Source organism: Paenibacillus sp. FSL R5-0923 (genome assembly GCF_038009145.1).
Lineage (GTDB): Bacteria > Bacillota > Bacilli > Paenibacillales > Paenibacillaceae > Paenibacillus_AQ.
The window spans coordinates 310,736-332,012 of sequence record NZ_JBBPAT010000002.1 but is presented as its reverse complement, the minus strand read 5'-3'; the positions used below and the strand labels follow the sequence as shown (position 1 = coordinate 332,012).

The following is a 21,277-nucleotide window of genomic DNA, read 5'->3' as shown; positions in this document are numbered from 1 at the left end:
TCCTCCTTTCGGTAGCTGTACTGCCTCCACAGGTGCTAAATAAACATACCTGTTATCGGACAATCGTCTTCTGACCTAATGAGGACTATAGCTTAGTAGCTCTGCAATAACGCAGAGCCACTAAGGATCGACCTGTAATTTTCATCAATCAGGAGACATCCGGAAGATAAAGTGCACTTGCTGGAACTGTCTCTTTAGCTTGACTAGCACTTTCCCACATCAAGCGGACTCTCGCATCGCCTTCATTTTCGTAATACTCCACCTTGATATCATATAGCTGGCCAGCCTTCAGCGTTATATTACCCTTACGCTCAGTACCACTTTGCTTAGTCCAACTATCAATCACGGATTGCCCATTCACCCACACACGGATGCCATCATCTGAGGTAGTGTAAAATGTATATTGCTCATCATATAATGGCTTAATTTTACCGCTCCAACGTATGGAGAAACGATCAATCCCGAGGGCGGCATCCGGCGATCCTTGCCGCCAATTGAAATCGATAATTGCATCAGTTCTAGTAAGAGCTGCTGTTCCCGATAGCTGTATGTTGTTGTAATATTCTCCTGCAAGCCCCTTCACAAGAGGAATGGCTGCCTCACCCTCTTCTTCGGGAGGTGCCGGCGCTGGTGCAGCGCTAGGTGTCGGTACCAGACTAGTATTTAATTTATCTCTAGTTAGGGTATAGTTGCTATTCATAAATGTTCTAATTGTATCTGCACTGTTATTCTCGTAAAGCATTTTTCCCCAGCTCATCATATACGTCCATTTACTTTGTGATTGCTGAAGCTTCTCCAGATTAGGCATTTCACCATTCTCCCCGATCGCAATCGGTTTGCCTGCGGCTAGACTCAACAAGCTGTCATAGTATTTTTGCTGGTAATCATTTTCGTATATATCTGCTGCCAGAATATCTACTTTATCAGCACCTGGATAAGTTAGCGCATAAGGATCTGACCAAACATTGGGAGCATTCGGACTCCATACCCATAACAAATTATTTAATTTATGAACGTTAACAAAACGGTCATACATAATATTCCAAAGTTTAGAAAAGTTATTTTTCTTCCCCCACCAGAACCAGTTCCCGTTCATTTCATGATAGGGTCTCCAAAGCACCGGAACATTGGCATCGCGCAAGCTTTTTAGGGAGACTGCCACCTTATCAAGCTCAGCGATCAGATTGTTATATTGCTTGGTACCCGGTGTAACGTAACTATCGAACTCATTCTGACTAAGTGTTTTTTTCACATTATCCCAGTCATAAGAGGTGCCCGGCAGGTTAGCATGAAAAGTCATAGCTACGATCCCGCCCGCTTTATTCCAGTTGATCGCGCTGTTCACCACATTTTGACGCTGCCAGGCCATCGTTCCTTCTGACTGACCGCTGATCGCGCCCAGTTCATAACCGTGAAGAGCGGCATATTGTCCGCTGGTTCCCTTCAGCATATTGTTAATTTCATCTGGACTTTCTAAATAGTCATGTTGACCAGCAATAATACCTTTTCCTGAGATCGAGTAAAAATAGTTAAGCAGCTTTACGGCTTCAGGTGAGGCTCCTGGGGTAACTGGCGTTCCAGAATTTGAAGCAGCTATGACAACAGACGGCGAAATTCCAACAGTAAGCGGAAGTGCAGTCAGAAACAAGACGAGTGACAGAAATGCGCCAAATAATCGATACGTACGGTAAGCTTTCAAAATAATCTCCCTTTCGGTAGCCAGGCTGCCACTCTTTCGAAGGCCCTATAGCTTTGCGTCCCTACCTTTCGATAGGTTTGCCTTTTCAATTTAAGAGAAATAATCTCTCTTACCGTAAGTATCGACGACAATTAATGATATATTTAGTGTTTTTATGACTTTTTTTGATAATTGAGTCAATTTACCTGTTTCAAGAAATTTTGGATTGGTTAAATAGATAGGTTAGACCTATGAAATGAATTGTTGTAGTTCTATATCATTCCAGTCTAAAGTAATACGAATGTTATCTTCTTCTACTAATTCAGAACCCGTCTGTACCTCTATAAACTCGACATCCGTCAAAGCAAGGATCGCGTGCTTCGTTCCTTCCGGTATACGTACCACGTCCCCAGCCTTCACATTATGTTTTTTCTCATTCAGCACAATACTTGCTTCGCCGCTGACGATTGTCCAAATTTCACTACGCTTGCGATGTAATTGATAGCTGATATTATTCCCCTCGGATATAAAAATCCGTTTGGTCAGCACTTCATTGCCTTCATCATATTTCACATAATCAATAACTTTGTAATGGCCCCAGCGGCGTTCCTCGTACATCGGTCTTTGTTCAAAGGTCTTCAGCACTTCTTTAATCCGTGGGCTCTCAGCTTTATGGGTAACTAGAATCCCATCCGGGCTAGCCGCAATGATCAGATCCTTCGCACCAATTACCGTAATCGGAATATCCAGCTCATTAATCAAGCAAGTCCCCTCAGAATCCGCCGTTACAAAACCTTTTCCTACATGCTTGCTGCTCATTTCCTCTGTCAGCGTATTCCACGTTCCAAGATCCTTCCAGAATCCATCATACGGCTGCACCACAATATGTTCTTCTTTCTCCACCACTTCATAATCAAAGCTGATGGAAGACAATAGCTTATACTGCTTCTGCAATTCTTCATATCCTAAAGGCAACCCTTTACGCTGCAAAATATCTAACAAGTACCCTAAGCGGAAGGCAAACACTCCACAATTCCACAAGGCATTTTGCTCGATGAGCTGTTCTGCTTGTATACGGTCTGGTTTCTCTTGAAAGTGACTCACCTTCATAAAACCATTTCCCCCCGCCTCTTCGGTGGTAGGAATAATATATCCGTATTTCTCTGAGGCATGTTCAGGAACAACACCCATTAGTGCCAAATTTGCTCCACTTTCCAGCATGGTCCCCTCAAGCATAGCTATGGTATCGAAAAAGGATGCTTCTACATAAGGGTCAACAGGCAATATTGCTACCGTCTCTGCTGGAGAAACACCTGCCACTGAATAAAGATAGGTAGCTGTTAAGGCGATAGCCGGAAAAGTATCCCGACGCTCCGGTTCAACGATAATCGGCACATGACTTCCCAGTTGGCTTTGTATCATTTCTACTTGGCCGCGGCCGGTGGCCAGATAAGATGATTCTGCCATCCCTGCTTCCTCCAGCTGTCTCCAGACACGTTGTACCATGGATTCTGGTTCACCTTGAGGGCTTTCAAGTACCTTTAGAAATTGCTTTGAACGTGAGTCGTTGGACAACGGCCATAACCGTTTACCTGAACCGCCTGATAGAAGTACCATTTTCATAGAATGAACCCTCCTTGAATTGATATCAAAACCTATGTCTTCCGTTTGGTGGTCGTTGGAATGGATGCACTTACAAACTTTGTTAGGTATGAACCACTTCAAGGGATTTTGGACTTCCGATCGCTGTTATCCTCAGATTTCCTTATTGAACCGCTTCTAGCGGTAGAAATCCGAGGATAAAGGCGAACACTCCGTTTCTACAGTTCCAAATTCCCTTTCCGTTCTTAACCTAACCAACTACTTTTTAACACTGATCCGTGCGCACCGGGCTGTACCAGCCAGAAGCAAGCACGTTTTTCTAAAGATTCGCTTCTGCTCCGGGGGAGGCAGCAGCAACTGCAAGAACAACTGCAACTACAAGAGCAAGACTAGTTGCCACCACAGAGACAAAGACAACTACAAGTGCTACTGCTACTGCGATATATAATCAGAGTACTCTAACTTTATAAATTGCTTAGAAACTTAAGATAAGGGAACGGAGTGGCGGAGGGGAATTTTGGAACTGTAAGAGCGATAGCGTCCGCCTAAAAGCTTTCCGTAGGAAAGCTCACTTCGTAAGCATAAGCTTTTCCGGATTTCATCCGCTATTAAGCGGTATAAATCAAGAAATCTGGAAACAACAGCGGCTGGAAGTCCAAACATTCACCGCAGTTGCGACTGACACTTAACACAAATGATTAAACCGCTCCAGCCACACTAGCAGAATAACCGCTCAATCCACCCATCTGCGGGCGGCCGACAGAATGATAAACGAGGCCGGTACCCTCGATTTGCTCCTTGGAATACACGTTGCGTCCATCGATCAGCACCCCATTGCGCATGCTTTTCGCCAGCTGATGCAGATCAATGTCCTTCAGTAGGCTCCAATCGGTCAAGAGGCATACGGCATCGCTGCCCTCAGCCGCCTCCTCTGGCAGATTGCACCAGCGAAGCTGCGGATGATCGTATTGCTGTCTGAAATTTGTAGCTGCGATTGGATCATATAGCTTGACTGTTGCCCCTTCAGCCACCAGTGCCTCAACAATCTCTCTGGCTGGAGCTTCGCGGACATCATCAGTATTAGGCTTGAAAGCAAGCCCCCATATCCCAATCGTCGAACCGCGCAGGCTGCCAAGTGATTCATGCAGCTTGGAGATGATCATAAACCGTTGTCCCTTGTTCACTTCGACTACAGATTTCAATAATTTGAATTCGTAATCGACGTTGCCCGCAATTTGAATGAGCGCATTAGTGTCTTTCGGGAAACAGGAGCCTCCATAACCGATACCAGCCTGCAGGAAGGATGACCCGATTCTTTGGTCCATACCCATTCCTTGTGCTACCTCGGTTACATCAGCTCCCACTTTTTCGCAAATATTGGCGATCTCGTTAATAAAGGAAATCTTCGTGGCCAAAAATGCATTTGAAGCATATTTGATCATTTCAGCACTGCGTATATCTGTTACAAATACATTTTCTGTGAAACCCTTATGAAGCTCGCGCATGGTTGGTTCCAGCTCTGGATTATCAAGACCAATGACAATTCTGTCGGGATGGAGGGTATCGCGAATCGCTGACCCTTCACGTAAAAACTCGGGAGCAGACACGATATCAAAAGAATGATGGGTAAACTTAGAGAGCATTTTGGAGATTTTCTCATTTGTCCCTACGGGAACTGTAGATTTAGTCATTATAATTTTGTGCCCGTCCATCGCTTTAGCGATTTCAGCAGCTGCACCCTCAATGTAGGTTAAGTCAGCTTCACCATTAGGCAGCGATGGCGTACCTACAGCAAGAATGATAATATCTGAATGCCGCACCGAATCCTGAAGATCTGCAGAAAAAGATAACCGTTCCTCACGAAGATTCAGTTCAATCAGTTCCTCGATTCCCGGCTCATAGATGGGCGATTCCATCTGTTTCAGCTTCTTAATCTTTTCCTCGTCCTTATCCACACAGATGACATGATGTCCGCCCAGTGCAAAGCACACGCCAGATACAAGACCCACATACCCAGTACCGATTACTGTCAGCTTCATACAATCATCCTCCTTTTAGAAAATTGACGTAGGCCTGCTCAACATACTGCTTGAACTTAACCATAAACGCCTGCTCATCGAATTTACGTGCATGCTCCATAATTTGATCGATATCCCAAGCGTAGGACTCTACCTCATAAATAGCCTTAAGCAGATCCTCCACTTCTTGATGCTGAAAGAACACACCATTTACATAAGGAATAATAGTATCTAGTGCCCCACCTGCTTGATAAGCAATTACCGGTCTTCCTGCAGCGTTCGCTTCCAGCGGTGTAATTCCAAAGTCCTCTTCTCCTGGAAAAATGAATGCTCTACACTGTGCCATCATTCCAGTCACTTGCTCATCTTCTAGCCGGCCCAGAAACGATACATTATCCTTAGCCATGCCTTCGAGACGCTTGCGATCTGGTCCATCCCCTACGATATAAAGCTTAAGTCCGTTACGGTTAAAAGCCTCTACTGCCAGATCAATCCGCTTGTAGGAAACAAGCCGGGAGACAATTAAATAATAGTCACCAATGGTTGAAGAGCTTGTAAACCGGGCTGTATTAATCGGTGGAAATATGACATCTGCATCCCGGTGATAATAATTCTGAATCCTCGTCTTCACTACTGATGAATTGGCTACGAACTGATTCACATTTTTGGAAGTTCGCTGGTCCCACGTTTTGAGCTGCTGCATGTATACCTTAAGCATTTTCTTGAACAACCCGGAATTCGACTGACGTTCCATGTAGGTGTCATAATCCCATGCGAAACGCATAGGCGTATGGCAGTAACAAAGATGAAACGTATGTTTAGGAACTTGAATACTTTTCATAAAAGCACTGCTGGAACTCAGGACGATATCGAAACCGCGAAAGTCCAAATCACGGATGGCCATTGGATAAAGTGGCAGCACCCCTTTAAAATTGGTCTTTACCCCCGGAATCTTTTGCAGCCAGGAGGCACGGATATCCGCATCTTTGAGATTGTCAGTAAGGCGGCTTCCGTTAAAAACCGTTGTGTAGATTGGAGCCTCGGGATACATGTGATGAAAGACTTCCACCACTCTTTCCGCGCCGCCCATTTGGATTAAGTAATCGTGCGCTATCGCAATTTTCATGTGAATCATCCTCAAAGTTTTATGGAGCATCATCTTCAGAATTACCGCGTCATATCATCTGTCAGGTGCCCGCCAACAAACCTTTATAGTAGTCAACGATGTCCTTGACCGTATTCTCGATAACAAAATGCTCTTTCACTCGTTTCATCCCATTGTCCGCCATCCGCCGTCTTTCCTCTGGGTGATCCAGCATCCATTTAATGGAGTCTGCCAGTATCGCCGCGTCACCAGGCTCTATCAGTAGTCCTGTCTCACCTTGAACTACAATTTCTACCGGCCCGCCTTCATTGGAGGCGATCACCGGTAATCCCGCTGCCATTCCTTCAACGATAACTTGGCCAAAGGGCTCAGGAGTTACCGAAGTGTGAATCAGTAAATCAGCAGTATTCATAAGGCCTTGAATATCATCCACATGCCCTAGCATGCTTACATTAGTAAGCTCGTCGTTTTTTATCTTTTGCAGCAATTCCTGCTTATAAGCCTCTTCTCCAAACAGAGCGTCTCCAGCCAGCCAGAACTTCACACGAGGTTCGTTCTTAAAGCTTTTTGCGGCTTCCAGCACAATATGCTGACCCTTCCAATGCGCCAATCGACCAACTAGCAATACGTTGAAATCCTTCTGGTCCCGCATGCCGATCCCATTACCAATCGCTTTAGCGAATGCGGAGTATACGACCAGCGTTTTTTTGGAACGCGGCAGCTCCAAAGCATTCAGCGTAGAATGTGAATTTGCGATGACTCCATTGGGGAGCAGACGCGACAGCAAACGAATTCCTTTGGCAACGATTGGCTTTAAATAAGGGGCCCCAATATGATCCCGGATGTGCCAGATCAATGGAACGCCCGCTATTTTTGCAGCGATGGCTCCGTATAATGCAGATTTTAGGGAATTGGTGTGCACGCAATCTACCTTCTCCGCTTTTAAGAGCGGCGCAAGCTTGCGACCATAAGCCAACAGCTTGAAGGCTGCAGCAGGTGCTCCCAAGTTGACAGCATTTCTCCCCCGACTTCTGATACTCTCATCCAGCGGAATAATACGGACATCCATCCCTTTTTCACGTAGCCGTTCAGCCAGCGCACCATCCTCAGCCAGAATTACCAGTGGATCGATCTGTTCTCCAATATGGGTAAGGATGTTAAACAGGGCAACTTCTCCACCACTCCATTTAGCAGTGTGATCTATATAGGCTACTCTAAGCATTACGTGGTCACCTCCTCTCCTAAGGCTTGTAGGAACACGGATTCTACTTGATCCGTAACATGCTCCCAGGTATATCTCTCCAGTACATGCTCTCTACATTCATCCCGGCTCGGAAGCAGCTTTCGATTGCTAAGCATATGGATCATACCTTCAGCCATGTGGTCACTACTTGAACTCTTAAATAGTAATTCCGGCCGGAAGCCTTGCAAAATTTCCTTATTGCCGCCAATCGGTGTAGCCATCACTGGCAATCCTGAAGATAAAGCTTCAACGGTAATCAAACCAAAGCCCTCCAATGCCTGTGAGGGAACCACGAACATATCCGCTGCCTGATAATAAGAGGCTAGTTCATGATCGGGAATGTAGCCTAGCAGTCTTACCTTATTGCTTAAGCCATAGTCGGCGATCTTTTCTTCCAGTTCTCCCCGCAACGGCCCTTTACCACCAATCAGCAGAATTGCATTCGGGAAACGCTCCGCAACTTGCTTCCAGGCTTCAAGCAGCTGTAGTAGTCCCATCCGATTGACCAACCGCCGAACAGTCAGCACGGTTGTTGCTCCCTCAGGTAAATTTAAGCTTCGTCGAATCGCCAATCGATTCGTAGCGGGAATAAAACGTTCCACATTAGCTGCTCCTGGAATCACTATAATTTTGTGTAGAGGCACTCCATGCAGCTTATGGAGAATGTCCCGGAACGTCTCACTAAGCACAATGAACTTATCCGCTAGTTTATAGGCTCTATGTTCAATGGATTTGGCGATGGTTGTTTTGACCCGGTGCTTAATGCCTTGACCTTCGATTTTCATTTCTTCATTCCATGGGCCATGAAAAGTCATCACTACAGGAATCCCGCGTTTCTTTGCTTCCAAGGCTGGACCAATACCATAAGGAGCAAAGTGAGTGTATAAAATATCTATACGGCCACTGCCCTCTCCCATCAGATCGGCCGCCTTACGCTGGAAAGCATCCTTACGTTTCCAGATCCCATCTTTTGGATCTCCGGCATTGTGAATAATCAATTCCTCAGGGGTAGCAGGCGTCTCTTGACTGCAAATCAGCGCATGCACCCGATTACGTGAGGAGAGTTGCTCGCAAACGGATTTGAAATACGTGTTAAGCCCACCCGGCTGTAGCGACGGCCAGCTAAGGCCTGTCGTCATAATGTTCAATCCGTCACTGTACGGCATAGCTTCTCTCTCCTTTATTCTCCTTCTCGGTCTGACTCGTCTTCGCATTGTGCTGAGTCAGCTTTCCCGATCTAATTAATTCGTAATGCTTGAAGCCGACCATGAATTCATACATGACCCAGAATACGGATACTCCGAAACCTGACATTCCCTTCTTGAACAACCCGTGTAAGAAATACTTTTGCAAGAAACGGGCTGGTGGTCTTAACAGCAGATGACTGACCCGAAATCGTTTGCCCTTGGCATACGCACTTTCAGCTTCCAAGTCAGTGTACTTATTGAAACGTGCCACATGATCATTAATACTGCGGTAACCATAATGCCAGAGGGTTCCTGTCAAACGTATGGTTCGCTCTTCAGAGACTTCGGGCATCTCGTGCACCAAGCTGTTTCGAATTCCATACGCTTTGCGGTTGTAAAGGCGCACTAGATATTCGCCACGATCCAGCCATCTGCCCATAAAATCACCGATCCGGTAGATAGAATAGGCAACCGATTGATCCATAAGCCCCGGTTTCAGTTCAAGAATACTCGCGGCCAACTCGTCGCTGACCACTTCGTCAGTATCAATAAGGAAGACCCAATCATGAACCGCGCGTTCTACTCCGAACTCCCTCTGTTTCGCATATCCGGGCCATGGGTTGACGTATACACGACAATTCAAGCTTTCGGAAAGCTGAACTGTCCCGTCTTTGCTGCCTCCGTCAATCACAATCACCTCGTCGGCGAATAACCTGCAGGATTGTATGGCCTTAGATATTCGAACTTCGTCATCCTGAGCGATGATGACAGCCGATATTGGATAATTGCCTTGGCCGCCTACCACGCTTTTTACTGAATCCATGAAGGTTTCCTCCTTTGTCTTTCGCATTATCCATTCATATCCATCGGTTTCTTGCGAATGTAAGAATTCATCGTCGTCTTCATCCACTGGATGTCCTCCCGGGTAATGAGCAGCCGGGGTAGTTTAACTTTTAAGGTGTACTTTATATTGAGAACAATGAAGAAGAATCGCAGGATTGCTGATGACAGCATCGCTATCCCTGCTCCGAGTAAGCCAAACTTAGGGATGAGCAGGAACAACATTGGGATAACCAAGAGTAAGCCAAAACCTTGAAGCATCGAAACAATTTTCGGCTTGCCTAGCGCCATAAAGGCCTGCGCCAGAATGATCGTCCCCCCGCTAATAGTCACTTCAAGGAGCAACAAGCGAAACACGGTTAATGCCGCATTGAAGTCTTTGCCGTACATCAACGGAATTACTAAAGGGGCTAAGAGCATCAGGACTACTCCGCCAAGCATGGTGAAAGTCGTACTTATGCGAAAGGCTTTGAATGTTAACTCAACTGCCTGTTCTTTTGACAGCTCAGAGGCCTTGGGAAACAGTACGATAGTAATCGAGCTTGAGAAAAAATTGACCATTCGCGATAGACTCACAGCCACTACATACAGCCCCAGATCAGCAGGTCTTAACAAACCGGCAATTACGATCTGATCGATATAATAAGAGAAATTGCCAAGCAAGTCATTGCCGTAGGAACCAAGCCCGTAAGTAAACAATCTTTTTAAATTCTGATAGGCCCCTCTCATCTTCACCTTATAGGTACGAAGCAAGGAAATCGTCATTCCGATAAACAGCGGCGCTCCAGGAAGAAGATAGGCAACTGCAGTTGTAAATGGATTCATCCGATCCAGCGCGATCAATATCCCGATCATCGTCAGTGTAAGCAACGGCACTAGATAGCGAATCCAATTAAACCTCTTGTATTCACCTCTGAATTGAAAAGCTGCATTGTTAATTTGAGAGATCACTATAATCGGACACAGAATCATAGACCACTGAGCAAAGGTCACGACCTCCGGACTGAAGGATTTCAGCCAATAAGGCAAGACCACGATACCTATAATCATCGCTATGACCCCAAAAATGGTACCGAGCAGCAATGCCATACGATAAAGCACTCCGGCATCCTCCGGGTTTTTCTTAGCGTTATAGATGAGAGCTGAAGGAATGCCAAAGCTCATGCTAAACGCCAGAAACTGTGACCAGTTAATCATTGCCGTCTGTTCCCCACGACCTGTCGGTCCAAGATAACGGGCGGTCAGTACACCCGTTAACATGTTAATCAGTAGGATCATGACACTGACAAACATTGTCTTCACGGCTGCCGAGCTGTTATCCTTACTCTTCGCGAACAATCTAAAAGATGACCAGATTGTTCTAGCGGGGAGAGATTTTGCATTCAATTGCTGCATACGGTGTTCCCTTCCTTCTACTTTGTGTAATCTCCCTTGCGCTGAGGCCAAGACCGATCAGCATCCAGATTAAGTATCCCTTGAGTCCGGGAAACCCATTATCTGATACCAAACTGACTATCGCACCGGTCCAAGTAGCAAGAGCAAGTCGGGCGTATGGCTGCAATTGGTCCCTGCTGATTACTCTAGCGAATATTTGTTTGACAACTGCGCCTAAAGCTCCGAAGAAGAAAACAGCACCCAGAATACCAAAGGTAAGCAGTAAGGCGATAACTCCGTTATCCATAATTCCGTACTCTCCAAGCTCGCCGTCATTACCAAGCTTAGTCCCTTGGCCTACACTACCGATTCCCTGACCTACTGGATTGGCGGCGACCATCGGCAGCATGTTTTGCCATAAGCTTAGCCGTTCATTATAAGAGTGATCTTCCTGAACAGAAGAAAGTGTCTCTACCCGAGCAACCAGTCCTTCGGCGCCAGGCAATTTTGGCACAACCCAGAACAACGCAGCAGCCACAAAAACTAATTGGATCAAGGTTTTCCACTTTCCCTTAGAAGGAGAGGTTCCAATGTACATGAGCAGCATCACCAGAAGAATCAGCCATGCCGCGCGTACTAAAGTAGTCAGCAGGCAGATTACAACCAGCAGCACGCCGATCCAGCGCAATGTTCCCCGCCATTTTTTCTCCAGTATCATCGGAACTAAAGCAAACGCTAAGAAGGTTGCAGCCGGTCCCGGCGAATTCAGCGTAGAGAACACTCGGATTTCCAATGGATATGGATTTCCGATGGACATCATGTCCGCATGTTTCATCCAGAACACATCCCAAGGTGGCACCGTCAAATACTGAACAATCCCGTAAATGGCAACTAGGACTGCAATATTGGCAAAAGCGGTAAGCAGTCGATCGATATCCTTCGGCTTGAACTTCGTGACGGCAAAGTACGGCAATAACAGCAGTGGCACAATATAATTCGCTAAGTCATAAACTGAGCCCATGCCATTCTTAGCCAAACCGATTAAAGCACCATAACCCAGCGCAACTGCGAACATTAACATGATCCGCGTGGAGGCCTTCTGAATATTATGAATCTCCTTCAGCAGCGGAATGATCAAGGTTACACCGGTTAACAAGGGGGCTAAGCTCAGCAAGGATACAGAGTGATACACTCCTTCTGACCAGTCAGCAATGCGGCGCAGCTCTGGAGCTACTGCCCAGATTAGCAAGGTATAAGCAACCAGCATTTTCGGTCTAAGTATGGCTAGCAAGAAAGCCGGGAATAGGATGGCTGAGAGAATGGCTCCCTGCAGACTGTTCGATGAACTCAGCATCGCACTGGAGAAGCCGATGATCAGCGGAAGAGAGACACCTGCAGCTGCAGTCCCCCCTATTAATCCAACTGTCTTGATGAACCTAAGTGATGGGGGCGTAAATACACTCATTCCAAGCCTCCTTCCTTCACCTTATCCCGCTTACGCAGTTCCTTAAGTAATAAAAGTAGAAATTGTGCATCATCCACAAGATATCTTTTCCAGAGCCGGCCCGGCTCCTGGCTTAGCCGCCAGAACCATTCGAACCCTGTTTTTTGCATAAAGCTAGGCGCACGTTTCACTGAGCCTGACAGAAAATCAAAGGTCGCTCCCACTCCGATCGATATCGGAGCTTGATAAGAGGTATAGTGGCGATAAATCCACTTTTCTTGCTTAGGCGCTCCTACACCAACAAACACGATATCTGGCTGGCACTCTGTCAGCATTTCTATAATGCGTTCATTCTCCTCCTCATTGTGCTCGAATCCATAGGATGGAGAATAACAGCCAACCACATTTATTCCGGGATGCGCTGTTTTCAAATTCATCGCTGCCCGTTCCGCCACGCCTTCAGCTGAGCCTAAGAAGAACAGCCGGTACTTCCTTTGCTCAAAGGCGTTGCCCAATCGATTAAATAGATCCGCGCCGGATACCTTCTGCTTAAGCGGCTTGCCTAGCATTTTGGATGCCCAGATCAGTGGCATTCCGTCAGCAACAACTGCGCCTGCCTTCGAATATACCGTTTGAAATTCTTTATCCTTACGAAGCTTGATTACATGATCCACATTGCAAGTGAGGATATAAGACTGATTCCTCTCCTGAATGGTTTTATCAATGTAATCAAGCAAATCCATGAAATCATAGTTATCAAAATTGACATCGAACATGTTCACTTGACTCATCGTATCACTTCTTTTTGTGGGGAATCGGTTGGCTGTGAAGATCGATACAGGCAGTTCAGGTACCAACAGAACGGAATAATAAATTGGACCGTCGACAGCGTGTTATCGGAGAATGAGTAGATTAAAAACGCTGCAATAAATAACAGATAATAAGGTTTGATCGGTGAAGCCAATGCTCTGTACACCAGAATAAACACAGCCAATAAAGAGAACATCAACAGAATAGCGCCAATATATCCCCCATCGAAGTAAAAGCGGATATACTCGTTGTGCGGAACTACAAAACCCTTATACAATGTTCCATCATTTGCTACCGTCACTGCTCCCAGCCCTCTACCAGACCAAGGAGAGTCCGCAGCCTTATTTAAAAAATACTCCCATGCCTCCGACCTTCCTGATAAATCAACAGCCGTATCTGTCTGTCTCTCAAAGGAACGTTTCTCAAAATTATCGAGCTGCCAAAAGACAGCGACTACAATTAGGAAAAATGCACCCAACAACGGAATTAGCAGATAGGTTCTGCCCTTCAAATATTGACGAAGAATATCATAGAAGTAATAGAGAACGGTAAGTCCAAGTGCCAATATAGGCCCTCTTGTTCCTGTTCCAATCAAGATAAAAAAATTTAGAACTAACATGATATAGAAAAAGCGTGCTTGCTGCGGATTCCGCTTCACCTCAATAAATGGAATCGCTACTCCCATAAAGGCCAGCATTGCTAGATGCGCAGGAATATTAGCCCCCTGAATCCGTACAGCGCCTGTATACTCGATGTTGAGAAAATTATGAACATGCGCAAGCTGCAGCAACAAACCAACCACTACACTAACAAGGGGAAGCATACAGATAATTTTGATTTGCAGCTCGGCTACATTCTTTTTCCAGTTGATTAATAAAAATACGAATGGAATGGATAGACCGATAAAAGCTTTAACTGCAATGGATGAGGTCATTTCCGGCAGCCAGATCGAAGATCCAAAGGTAATCACCAGCAGCGCTACCATTGCCCACAAGGGGTGACTCAGACGAAACCGCAAACCATTGACCAGAATACAAGGAACAAGCAGCATCACGATAACCAATTTATAAAGTGACAGTATCTCCATTCCGAACATGCTGCCATCATATAAAAAGTTAATCGATATTGCCGTCGTAATTAGAACGAAATAACTGATCAGTTCAGGCCGTGAAATCGAGATTCCCAGCAAAATAATCAGAAGCACGGCAGCTATCGCAATCATCGGCTGGTAGATGACCGCCGTTCCAAAGAACAGGGCCGACATGAGATAGAGCATCCCGTATGGCAAAACATTTAATTTGGAGCCCCACTCAAAATTTGTCATGTTAATCCCTCACCCCGCTGCGGAATGCCTCTCCCGATTGAGAATCATATGAAGCGTTCCACGAATACTCTCCAGCCTGCATTTGTTCAAAAGCCTTCTTCCTTTACTTCTTGAGAGGATAGAATCAGCCAGGATATACACGAGCTTAGCGGCTGTCTTTCCAACTAGAATTAGCTTGCCTTTTAACCCTTCGCTTTTCATAGCGTTAGAAATACCTTGGCTATAATAGCGCCTCATAATCCAGTCTTCCGTCAAACGGGCCGCCGGAACGAAATGGTCAACTGCCATTTCCGGATGATAGAGGATGGAATGCCCTTCTTTTTGAATCTGTCCGAATAACCAGGTCTCTTCACCAGAGAGCAGAGAATCACCCTTTCTTCCGAGATCTAGGGGAAAAAGACTGATGTCGAATACGAGCTTCCGCATCGCCATATTGGCCCCACAAGGATGAAGTTGCTTGGGATATTCCTTAATCCGGCTACCTAAATCAACAATCGTGTACGGAAGCTCAAAGGGTTTAATCAACCAGTCCGGACGTTTACTTTCAAATATCGGAGCGATTTTGCCTCCCATAGCCATGACCTCCGGTTTACTCTCGAAAGTACTGACAATCGTTGTTATCCAACGCTGGCAAGGTATCGCATCATCATCGAGAAAGGCAATCAGCGGCGATTTGGAAGCCAGAATTCCTGTATTTCTAGCCGCTGAAAGCCCCTGCATCGGCTCCATCATGTAGCGGATATCCACATCAGCTCCATGCTTTCCTATAAACTTTTTGACGCAAGCTTCAGTATCATCCTTGGAACAATTATCCACAACAATGATCTCCGCCTGCTCTAAGTGATCTAGCTTTAAAAGTGACTGAAGCGTCTTGATCAATAAAGGTGCTCTGTTGTAGGTACAGATGATAATGGAAAGCTTAGGAACGTCTCCGTATTCACGCATCGGCATTCACCTAATTTCCACATTATTAATAAGCATCTTTTGAACCGAGTAACATCAGTCCGGTTTTAGCAATGATTTTTAGATCCAGCATGGTGCTCCGAATATGGATGTAGGTTAAGTCCAGCTGTACCATTTCGTCGAAGCCGACACTATTTCGGGCATTTACTTGCCAATATCCGGTACAGCCTGGTGTAACCGTCAAACGCTGTTTGTCATATTCCGTATACTGAGCCACCTCTTCAGGCAGCGGAGGACGAGGACCGACCAGACTCATTTGACCTATCAGCACATTCCACAGCTGAGGTAGCTCATCGATGCTCGTCTTGCGCAGGAATCTCCCTATCTGTGTGATCCGCGGATCGTTCTTAATCTTGAACATGGCACCGCTCACTTCGTTATAGGCCATCAGGTTTTCTTTTAACTCCTCAGCGTTACTAACCATGGATCTGAACTTATACATCGGGAACTGCTTTTCATTCTTCCCAACCCGGTTTTGCCGAAAGAACACCTTTCCTTTCGGATCCTCCAGCTTGATCAGAATCGCCACGACAACAAATAATGGCATTAACACGAGAAGACCAAGAGCGGAAAAAAAGATATCGATCATCCGTTTCATTATCAAATAGGACTCCGCTTCTTTCCTTCTCTCATCGGTATGCAGCATGTAAAGTTTCGGCAGGACCGCCTCGTAGTCTTCCGGCAGTTTTTGCATGCTCATCCTCCTCATCTAAAATTTTGCGAACTCAACTTAACTACTCAAGCTGGTTTGTCCCATTTTATTCAGCCATTCCGCCATTGCATCCATCACCGGATAGCGCAAATCTTCACTTTGCAGTGCAAATTCAAGTGTTGTCAAAATATATCCAAGCCGCTCGCCGACATCATATCTTGTTCCGTCAAAATTATAGGCATATACCCGTTCGCTCTGATTCAGCTTCTGAATGGCATCTGTCAACTGGATCTCTCCGCCAGCGCCTTCTTCCATCAAATCGAGATACTTAAAGATCTTCGGCGTAAACACATACCGGCCCATGATCGCAAGATTGGAAGGTGCCGTACCTAGTGGCGGCTTCTCCACAAAATTGTTAACCCGATACAATTTACCGTCCTGCAAATCCGGTTCAATAATACCGTAGCGATTCGTGAATTCATCAGGAATCTCTTGAACTCCGATAACCGAGTTTTGTGTTTCTTCATATTGATCGATCAGCTGCTTAAGGCAAGGTACTGCTCCTGTGACGATATCATCGCCTAACATGACACCAAATGGCTCATCTCCGATAAACCGTCTTGCACACCATACGGCATGCCCCAGACCCTTCGGTTCTTTCTGGCGGATATAGTGAATTTCTACCTTGGCTGAACGCTGAACCTCTTTAAGCAGATCCAGCTTTCCATCTTCCAGAAGCCTAGACTCCAGCTCAAACGCATTGTCAAAATGATCCTCAATGGCTCTTTTACCTTTACCAGTAACAATGATGATATCTTCAATACCGGAAGCAATAGCCTCCTCCACAATGTATTGAATGGTTGGTTTATTGATTATCGGAAGCATTTCTTTAGGCATGGCTTTCGTTGCAGGAAGAAAGCGCGTACCTAGTCCTGCCGCGGGTATGATTACTTTTTTTACCTTTTTCATCGCACTTTACCTCCTAAAAGTTTTGTGAGCATTAGCTTCAATGATTTGACTTCGTACAAAACTCACTTCGAAAGCATAAACGTTTACTTCGCCTGGTTCATAGCAATTCCGATTAGATTAGAGCCGGTCTGTTCAAGCAGCGTCTTCGCTTTGCGGATCGATTCCCGTTTGGACTTTCCGTATCTGGCCACCAGGATCACGCCGTCCGCTTGAGGTGCCAATATACGAGCATCACTGAAATCGACTGCCGAAGGAGAATCCAGCAGGATCAGATCGTAGTTTTCTTTTAGTTCCTCAAGCAAAGCGGTCATTTTGGGGTTGCCCAGCAAATCCGGCGGACTAACATGCGTTTTACCCGCCGGGATGACCGAAAGATTGGCCAAATTTCCGAGGACAGCGATGTTATCTGCTTCCTCTTGCCCACTTAAATAAGCCGCAAGCCCGTCACTACCCTCTACTTCAAACACTGTATGAAGACCGGGATGTCGCAGATTGCAGTCCACCACCGCTACCTTCTTGCCATCCTGGACGAAAGACACCGCTAGATTTGACAAAATCGTCGTCTTGCCTGCTCCAGCTTCTGCTGACGTAAAGAGTAGCACTTTTCCTCCGCTACCCTGCGCTATTCCAAGCTGGCGTATATATGTGCGTAGCGATCGGAACGATTCCGAGATATGCGAGGATGGATTAACATCCGTAACCAGACTCTTATTTAGCCGCAACATAAGCACCCTCCTTCACTCTTGTGTTGCCGCCTGCTGCCTTACCCAAATCGCGTTTACGAATGGTTGCGATCGAAGCAATTACCGGAAGACCAAGGTCATATTCCGCTTCCTTTTCAGACCTTAATGTGCCGTTAAGAGTTTCCATCAGCAAAATAATTCCTAGAGCAGCCATAAGCGATACAACAAAGCTGATGATGAGATTCATCGCAAACCCGCCGTTCGAGGGCCCTGGAACATCAGTCGGATCGGCCGGTGTCAGCAAGGTCACATTGTCTACCCTCATCAGCGATGGCAATTCACGAATGAATGTCTGCGAAACCGCATTTACGATCCCGGCAGCTTTGGTGTAGTTTTCATCCTGAACATTGAGGTTGATCACCTGGCTCTTCTCTGAAGTTTTAATCTCAAGCTTCTGACTTAGTTCATCAGCCGTCAGGCCAAACTCCGGGTGATTTTCTATTACGCTTTTCATGATGGTCGGTGATTTCATAATTTCCTTGTAACTCTCAATTAAATTCAGGCTAAAGCTCAAATCGTTAAGATTGTTGCTCTCGGGAGCCTTGGCAATATTGTTGACAAGCAGCTGTCCGGAAGCGGAATAGACGGGTTCAACGAAGTTTTTACTAACGTAGTAAGTCGTAGCACAGGAGATCAAAACGAACACCATGATGAGCCAAAACCTTTTTTTAATCAGGTTAATGTAATCCAGAATCGTCTTTTCCACAGTAACCCTCCTTCCGCTAAAATTACATTCTGAAAGCATTCATGAAAGTTTCAGTTGTTGCTTTAATTCTATCAATCCACACCATTCGCCACATGGCTCATATCATCACTTTCCTCTTCACTTTGGAGTAAGACGTTGTACTCCTTAAGAGGGGGGTGAGGTATACTTTAGCGCCATATTTAGGGCTAATTTAAGTTTTGACGCACAAAAAAACACGGACATCGAGTCCGTGTTTATGTACAATGCTTATAAATTAGTTCAACTTTCACTCATAAGACATTTCATATTTGGTCAATCCGACAGCATTTGCGTAAAGCGCTGCCTGTGTACGATCTGCCACCTGTAATTTCGCTAAAATCTGACTGACATGCTTTTTCACTGTAAATTCACTAATAAAAAGACGTGAGGCAATTTCTCTGTTGCAAGCGCCCTGTCCTAGTTCGATTAAGACTTCCTTCTCTTTCGGGGTCAATTCATCTGTCGGACTGCTTTCACTCATTCGCATCTTATCTTCCATCAGACCAGGATCATAATACTTTCTTCCTTTATGGACCAACTGGATAGCAAATAGTAACTCTTCTGGCAATGCCTCTTTCAGTACATATCCGTCTACCAGCACTTCCTCAGCTTTCAGAAAATCCTCTCTGCTTGCAGATGATGTCAGCAGAATAAACTTACTAACGATTCCACGAGCACGCGCTTTCTTGATGACATCAAGTCCTGATTCATCCGCTAGCTTAAGATCAATGAGTACAAGGTCAGGCTGCGTCTCCTCAATCACAAGAAGCGCTTCTTGGCCGTTCGTCGCCTCTCCAGCAAACTTCACATTCGGTTGCATCGAAATAACGGATGCCAGCCCTCTTCTAACTAGAGGATGATCATCTACAATGACGATTTTCATTAGAAACGACCTCCCGCCCTAAAGTTTATGCATTCTTTAATTCAGCTACACCCACAGGAATGGAAATCAAGATTCTCGTTCCCATATTTTCATTACTGGACAGCTGGAAGTCGCCACCTAGCGACTGCGTCAAATATTGCATATTCTTCATGCCAAGCCCACTCGCACTATCTTCGGATTCAATCCATAACAAATCAGTATCAAAACCAACACCATTATCACAAATCAATAATCGAATCCAAGTCGGCTTCAGAGACAGTTCTACATCCACTCGACTGGCAGCACCATGCCTGATGGCATTACCAGTGGCTTCGGAGATAATCCGAAAAAGCGCTTTGTGGTAAGGATAAGGGAGACTGAAATCATCTCCCGTTATTTTTAATTCAATATCAACATCATTTAATCTAGATAAGCTCTTTAAATGTGATCTTACCATACCGAGCCATGTAGGCCCGCCACTCTTCTTGGAGCTAAGACTGTAGATCGTGATCCGCAGTTCTTTAGCAACCTTTGTAGCAGAGTCATGAATAAGCTCAATTTGTTCTTCTAGCTCATGATCTGACATTCTCTTCCACGATTCCTTCAGCGAATGCGTCGCATACACAATACCAAAAAGGCTTTGGGATACACTGTCGTGCATTTCATCCGCAATCCGGTTCTGTTCGTTCGTGATGATCAACCGGTTCTCAATCACACCAAGCTCATGCCTTTCAAGAATATTCGCACTTAGCTCAGATAAGAATATCAATTGTTGAATATACCATCTGCGGCCTTCCAGCCCCTCTGTAGACTCCAGCTTGAGTCCAATCATCCCTACAAATCGGGTGCTCATCCGTACAGGCATCAGCAGGAAATCTCCTAATCCCGGAAGATTTCTAAAAATAGGCTCTCGCTGCAATCTCCATTCATGTTCATGTTTTCCCAGTTCTGAGAATAAGAACTGTTCCTCTTCCTGCTGCCAGCCGGTCTGCCTGCTCTGCGGTGCTGGTTCTCCGCTTTTCTTGGCGAACCAAAACAAAGCCTTATCTAGCTTCGTTAGCTTAACAACATAATCGGTGATCACTTGACCGATATTCATGAAATCATGTTGGCTTGAGGTTTCCACGATATGGTACAGCGATTTGATATGCTCCATCGTCTCTTTCGTGCGAGCATTCGATTCTTCACGTTGCCGCTTCATCCGATTAACGATCTGCATTATTATAACCGTAAGTACCAGTGTTAGAAACAGATTCCCATTTACAAATACAATTTCCAAAAAAGTTTTGTTCGCAGAATTGATAAAAAAATAACAGAGCACCGCAAAAATACTGATGTAACTTAAAAGCAGCGACCATCCAAAATAAATGGACAATGAGCCTGCAGCAATCAATACAGGGTTTAGCACATAGAGCCTAAAGGAACTCTCGTACCCACCGGTAAACAAGGTCAATGCAATAATTCCCACCATCTCTATACTAACAGCCAGGACGAGGGTCTTTGGCCTGCTTCGTAACCTCCGATAAAAAAATAAGAACGTTTGTGCAAACAGAAAGAGTATGGCTATAACAAGGGATTTATAAATTACGGAAGGTCCCGTTTTATCTAGAAGATACATGAGCGATGTGAGGGACAAAGAGAAGTACCTGTAATACTCAATCAGTTTGTCTTCTGCAGTTGGTTTGATTTTCATCCCACCACCCTATTCTCCAGTTTTTTGGAAAATGCGAGATTGTACT

The 21,277-nt window shown here is 45.4% G+C and carries 18 protein-coding genes and 1 riboswitch; all 18 genes read right to left on the bottom strand.

Annotated elements, in window-relative coordinates; genetic code table 11:
* Positions 1-148: 148 nt before the first annotated feature.
* Positions 149-1,699, bottom strand: coding sequence for a glycosyl hydrolase (locus tag MKX35_RS26485; protein WP_081382822.1), 1,551 nt, complete (start codon positions 1,697-1,699; stop codon positions 149-151).
* Between the two features lie 12 nt (positions 1,700-1,711).
* A riboswitch (cyclic di-GMP riboswitch) is annotated at positions 1,712-1,791 on the bottom strand.
* A 136-nt stretch (positions 1,792-1,927) separates the two neighbouring features.
* Complete coding sequence (locus MKX35_RS26480; RefSeq protein ID WP_036676586.1) at positions 1,928-3,301, bottom strand: sugar phosphate nucleotidyltransferase; 1,374 nt, start codon at positions 3,299-3,301, stop codon at positions 1,928-1,930.
* 677 nt (positions 3,302-3,978) lie between these two features.
* On the bottom strand, positions 3,979-5,319 hold the full coding sequence (locus tag MKX35_RS26475; protein ID WP_076283902.1) for a UDP-glucose dehydrogenase family protein: 1,341 nt from the start codon (positions 5,317-5,319) through the stop codon (positions 3,979-3,981).
* 4 nt (positions 5,320-5,323) lie between these two features.
* Positions 5,324-6,424 carry a glycosyltransferase gene (locus tag MKX35_RS26470; protein ID WP_036676592.1) on the bottom strand — a complete coding sequence of 367 codons (1,101 nt, stop codon included), beginning with the start codon at positions 6,422-6,424 and terminating at the stop codon, positions 5,324-5,326.
* A 61-nt stretch (positions 6,425-6,485) separates the two neighbouring features.
* Complete coding sequence (locus MKX35_RS26465) at positions 6,486-7,625, bottom strand: glycosyltransferase family 4 protein (protein ID WP_036676593.1); 1,140 nt, start codon at positions 7,623-7,625, stop codon at positions 6,486-6,488.
* Positions 7,625-8,812 carry a glycosyltransferase family 4 protein gene (locus MKX35_RS26460; protein WP_042185181.1) on the bottom strand — a complete coding sequence of 396 codons (1,188 nt, stop codon included), beginning with the start codon at positions 8,810-8,812 and terminating at the stop codon, positions 7,625-7,627. Before MKX35_RS26460 ends, MKX35_RS26465 begins: the two co-directional genes overlap by 1 nt.
* The gene (locus MKX35_RS26455) at positions 8,799-9,656 is read right to left on the bottom strand and encodes a glycosyltransferase family 2 protein (RefSeq protein ID WP_076299141.1); all 858 of its coding nucleotides are present in this window, start codon (positions 9,654-9,656) and stop codon (positions 8,799-8,801) included. The genes MKX35_RS26460 and MKX35_RS26455 overlap by 14 nt, the downstream gene beginning before the upstream one ends.
* Positions 9,657-9,682: 26 nt before the next feature.
* Complete coding sequence (locus MKX35_RS26450) at positions 9,683-11,068, bottom strand: oligosaccharide flippase family protein (protein WP_076299140.1); 1,386 nt, start codon at positions 11,066-11,068, stop codon at positions 9,683-9,685.
* Positions 11,034-12,512, bottom strand: a complete 1,479-nt coding sequence (locus MKX35_RS26445; protein WP_076299139.1) for an O-antigen ligase family protein — start codon at positions 12,510-12,512, stop codon at positions 11,034-11,036. The genes MKX35_RS26450 and MKX35_RS26445 overlap by 35 nt, the downstream gene beginning before the upstream one ends.
* Complete coding sequence (locus MKX35_RS26440; protein ID WP_036676606.1) at positions 12,509-13,282, bottom strand: WecB/TagA/CpsF family glycosyltransferase; 774 nt, start codon at positions 13,280-13,282, stop codon at positions 12,509-12,511. Before MKX35_RS26440 ends, MKX35_RS26445 begins: the two co-directional genes overlap by 4 nt.
* Positions 13,279-14,625: an O-antigen ligase family protein gene (locus tag MKX35_RS26435; protein WP_076299138.1), complete on the bottom strand. Its 1,347-nt coding sequence runs from the start codon at positions 14,623-14,625 to the stop codon at positions 13,279-13,281. The genes MKX35_RS26440 and MKX35_RS26435 overlap by 4 nt, the downstream gene beginning before the upstream one ends.
* A gap of 9 nt (positions 14,626-14,634) precedes the next feature.
* Complete coding sequence (locus tag MKX35_RS26430; RefSeq protein WP_076283896.1) at positions 14,635-15,570, bottom strand: glycosyltransferase; 936 nt, start codon at positions 15,568-15,570, stop codon at positions 14,635-14,637.
* Between the two features lie 25 nt (positions 15,571-15,595).
* Complete coding sequence (locus MKX35_RS26425) at positions 15,596-16,288, bottom strand: sugar transferase (protein ID WP_042124430.1); 693 nt, start codon at positions 16,286-16,288, stop codon at positions 15,596-15,598.
* Positions 16,289-16,318: 30 nt separating this feature from the next.
* Entirely contained in the window at positions 16,319-17,209 is an 891-nt protein-coding gene (galU, locus tag MKX35_RS26420) for a UTP--glucose-1-phosphate uridylyltransferase GalU (protein WP_042185171.1), read from the bottom strand.
* 83 nt (positions 17,210-17,292) lie between these two features.
* Complete coding sequence (locus tag MKX35_RS26415; protein WP_042185169.1) at positions 17,293-17,934, bottom strand: CpsD/CapB family tyrosine-protein kinase; 642 nt, start codon at positions 17,932-17,934, stop codon at positions 17,293-17,295.
* Complete coding sequence (locus MKX35_RS26410; RefSeq protein WP_076283895.1) at positions 17,918-18,658, bottom strand: YveK family protein; 741 nt, start codon at positions 18,656-18,658, stop codon at positions 17,918-17,920. The genes MKX35_RS26415 and MKX35_RS26410 overlap by 17 nt, the downstream gene beginning before the upstream one ends.
* A 265-nt stretch (positions 18,659-18,923) precedes the next feature.
* Positions 18,924-19,559: a response regulator gene (locus MKX35_RS26405; RefSeq protein WP_042185164.1), complete on the bottom strand. Its 636-nt coding sequence runs from the start codon at positions 19,557-19,559 to the stop codon at positions 18,924-18,926.
* A gap of 25 nt (positions 19,560-19,584) precedes the next feature.
* Positions 19,585-21,231 carry a sensor histidine kinase gene (locus tag MKX35_RS26400; protein ID WP_076299137.1) on the bottom strand — a complete coding sequence of 549 codons (1,647 nt, stop codon included), beginning with the start codon at positions 21,229-21,231 and terminating at the stop codon, positions 19,585-19,587.
* Positions 21,232-21,277: the final 46 nt, after the last annotated feature.